This window comes from Mycobacterium sp. TH-M11 (assembly GCF_057473725.1).
In genome coordinates this window covers 1-3,215 of record NZ_JBYCLD010000297.1, presented here as the reverse complement: position 1 = coordinate 3,215, position 3,215 = coordinate 1, and the positions used below count along the sequence as shown (strand labels likewise).

General features: G+C 65.9%; 5 protein-coding genes. All 5 read left to right on the top strand.

From position 1 onward, the window contains the following. Positions 1-311, top strand: a 311-nt coding sequence (locus tag AC2VOG_RS12345) for a proteasome activator (protein WP_486940184.1), incomplete at its 5' end; no start/stop codon positions are given. Positions 312-319: 8 nt separating this feature from the next. Further along, positions 320-1,111, top strand: a complete 792-nt coding sequence (gene wzt, locus AC2VOG_RS12340) for a galactan export ABC transporter ATP-binding subunit Wzt/RfbE (protein ID WP_486940183.1) — start codon at positions 320-322, stop codon at positions 1,109-1,111. A gap of 61 nt (positions 1,112-1,172) precedes the next feature. Continuing rightward, positions 1,173-2,087: a galactofuranosyltransferase GlfT1 gene (glfT1, locus tag AC2VOG_RS12335; RefSeq protein ID WP_486940185.1), complete on the top strand. Its 915-nt coding sequence runs from the start codon at positions 1,173-1,175 to the stop codon at positions 2,085-2,087. Beyond that, positions 2,074-2,904, top strand: coding sequence for a galactan export ABC transporter permease subunit Wzm/RfbD (gene wzm / locus AC2VOG_RS12330; RefSeq protein WP_486940182.1), 831 nt, complete (start codon positions 2,074-2,076; stop codon positions 2,902-2,904). Before glfT1 ends, wzm begins: the two co-directional genes overlap by 14 nt. A 23-nt stretch (positions 2,905-2,927) precedes the next feature. Further along, positions 2,928-3,215: GtrA family protein (locus AC2VOG_RS12325; RefSeq protein ID WP_486940181.1), on the top strand; the 288-nt coding region annotated here is incomplete at its 3' end.

Sequence of the window (3,215 nt, the reverse complement as noted above, 5' to 3'; positions counted from 1 at the left end):
GGCTGCGCGAGATCCACGCCACCAGCATCCGCGAGCTCGAAGACGGGCTGGCACCGGAGCTGCGTGACGAGCTCGAGCGGCTCACGCTGCCGTTCACGGAGGGCAATGTGCCGTCGGACGCCGAGCTGCGGATCGCGCAAGCCCAGTTGGTCGGCTGGCTGGAGGGTCTGTTCCACGGCATCCAGACCGCGTTGTTCGCACAGCAGATGGCGGCCCGTGCGCAGCTTGAGCAGATGCGCGAACAGCGTGGCCTGCCACCCGGAAGCCACGGGCACGGTAGACCCGGCTCCGGCACCGGGCAGTACCTGTAGGGCAACCAGTGACACCGACGGGTCCACGCATCGAGACCCACGAGGCGTGGGTGGAGTTTCCGATCTTCGACGCCAAGTCACGGTCGCTGAAAAAGACCTTTCTGGGCGGCTCGATCGGGCGCAACGCGTCCAATGTGGTGGTCATCGAGGCGTTGCGCGATATCACCATGTCGCTGGAGCTCGGTGACCGAGTCGGGCTGGTCGGCCACAACGGGGCCGGGAAATCGACGCTGCTGCGCCTACTTTCGGGCATCTACGAGCCGACCCGCGGATCGGCGATCGTTCGCGGTCGGGTGGCCCCGGTGTTCGACCTCGGCGTGGGAATGGACCCCGAGATCTCGGGCTACGAGAACATCATCATCCGCGGCCTGTTCCTCGGCCAAACCCGTAAGCAAATGCTGGCCAAGGTCGACGAGATCGCCGACTTCACCGAACTCGGTGACTATCTGTCGATGCCGCTGCGGACCTACTCCACCGGCATGCGGGTGCGGTTGGCGATGGGCGTGGTCACCAGCATCGACCCGGAGATCCTGCTGCTCGACGAGGGCATCGGTGCCGTCGACGCCGACTTCCTCAAGAAGGCGCAGACCCGGCTGCAGAAACTCGTCGAGCGGTCCGGAATCTTGGTTTTTGCAAGCCATTCAAACGAATTCCTGGCGCGGCTGTGCAAGACGGCGATGTGGATCGACCACGGCGTTATCAAGCAGACCGGCGGAATCGAAGACGTCGTGCGGGCCTATGAGGGCGAAGACGCCGCCCGTCATGTCCGTGAAGTGCTGGCGGAAACTGAGCGGGCATGACCCCGCCGGCGACGATGCAGAGCGCAGCGATGAGGAGGAGCGGCGCATGACCCCGCCGGCCATGGTGTGCGCCGTGGTGGTGACCCACCGGCGCGTCGACCTGCTCGCCACGTCGCTGGACGTGCTGAGCAGCCAGAGCCGGCCGCTGGATCAGTTGATCGTGGTCGACAACGATTTTTCCGACGACGGTGACGGCACAGTCCGCGATCTCGTCGCCGGTCAGCCCGTCCCGACGACCTATCTGCCGTCACGCCGGAACCTGGGCGGCGCAGGCGGTTTCGCGCTCGGCATCCTGCATGCGCTGGCACTCGGCGCGCACTGGGTGTGGCTCGCCGACGACGACGGCCGCCCGCAAGACAGTCAGGTACTGGCCACGCTGCTGGCCTGCGCCGACAAGCATCAGCTGGCCGAGGTGTCGCCGATGGTGTGCAACGCCGACGAACCATCGAAGCTGGCCTTCCCGTTGCGCCGCGGCCTGGTCTGGCGCCGACTGGTCAGCGAGTTGCGCACCGAGGCCGGCCAGGATCTGCTGCCGGGCATCGCGTCGCTGTTCAACGGCGCGCTGTTTCGTGCGTCGGCCTTCGAGGCGATCGGCGTGCCCGACCTACGGCTGTTCGTCCGCGGCGACGAGGTGGAAATGCACCGTCGGCTGGTCCGCTCCGGGCTGGCGTTCGGGACCTGCCTCGATGCGGCCTACCTGCATCCCTGCGGTTCGGCGGAGTTCAAGCCGATCCTGGCGGGCAGGATGCACACCCAGTATCCCGACGACGCCACCAAGCGCTACTTCACCTACCGCAACCGCGGCTACCTGATGGCGCAGCCGGGCATGCGCAAACTGCTGCTGCAGGAATGGCTGCGCTTCGGCTGGTTTTTCCTGATCTCCCGTCGCGACCCCAAAGGTCTGGTGGAATGGCTGCGCCTGCGCCGGCTGGGCCGTAGAGAACAGTTCGAAAGGCCCGCACGTGACGATCGTTGACATCGCTGCAGAGTCGAAGACCATGGCCCGCGCGTGGGGCGACCTGGTCGACGGGTACCGCCGCCGCGAGCTGTGGCTGCACCTCGGCTGGCAGGACATCAAGCAGCGCTACCGCCGCTCGGTGCTGGGTCCGTTCTGGATCACCATTGCCACCGGCACCACCGCGGTCGCGATGGGCGGCCTGTACTCCAAGCTGTTTCACCTTCAGCTCTCGGTGCACCTGCCTTACGTCACCCTCGGCCTGATCATCTGGAATCTGATCAACGCCTCCATCCTGGAAGGCGCGGACGTGTTCGTCGCCAACGAAGGATTGATCAAGCAGCTACCGACGCCGCTTTCGGTGCACGTCTACCGGCTGGTGTGGCGGCAGATCATCCTGTTCGGGCACAACATCGTCATCTACCTCGTCATCGCGATCATCTATCCGAAGCCCTGGTCGTTGGCCGACCTGGCGGTGATCCCGGCGCTGGGCCTGATCGTGCTGAACTGCGTCTGGGTGTCGCTCTGTTTCGGCATCCTGTCGACGCGGTTCCGCGACATCGGGCCGCTGCTGTTCTCGGTGGTCCAGTTGCTGTTCTTCATGACGCCGATCATCTGGAACGACGAGACGCTGCGCCAGCAGGGCGCCGGACAGTGGTCGAAAATCGTCGAGCTCAACCCGCTGCTGCACTATCTAGATATCGTGCGCGCCCCGCTGCTGGGTGCCCACCAGGAGCTGCGGCACTGGGTTGTGGTGATCGGGCTGACCGTGCTGGGCTGGACGGTGGCGGCGTTCGCGATGCGGCAGTACCGCGCGCGGGTCGCCTACTGGGTCTAGCCGCCCCCGTAGACTTCCCGCCGATGGCTGAGATCGCGGCGAGCGCGCAGTTGCCGCTGAAGACGCAGGCGTGGCGATTCATCGTCACCGGCGGACTGTCGGCGGTCGTCGACTTCGGGCTCTACGTGTTGTTGCTGCGGCTGGGCCTGCAGGTCAACGTCGCCAAGTCGCTCAGCTTCATCGCCGGCACCACCACGGCCTACCTGATCAATCGTCGTTGGACGTTCCAGGCCCCGCCCAGCCGGGCCCGGTTCGTCGCCGTCTGCGTGCTGTACGCGCTCACCTACTGCGTGCAGGTCGGCATCAACTAC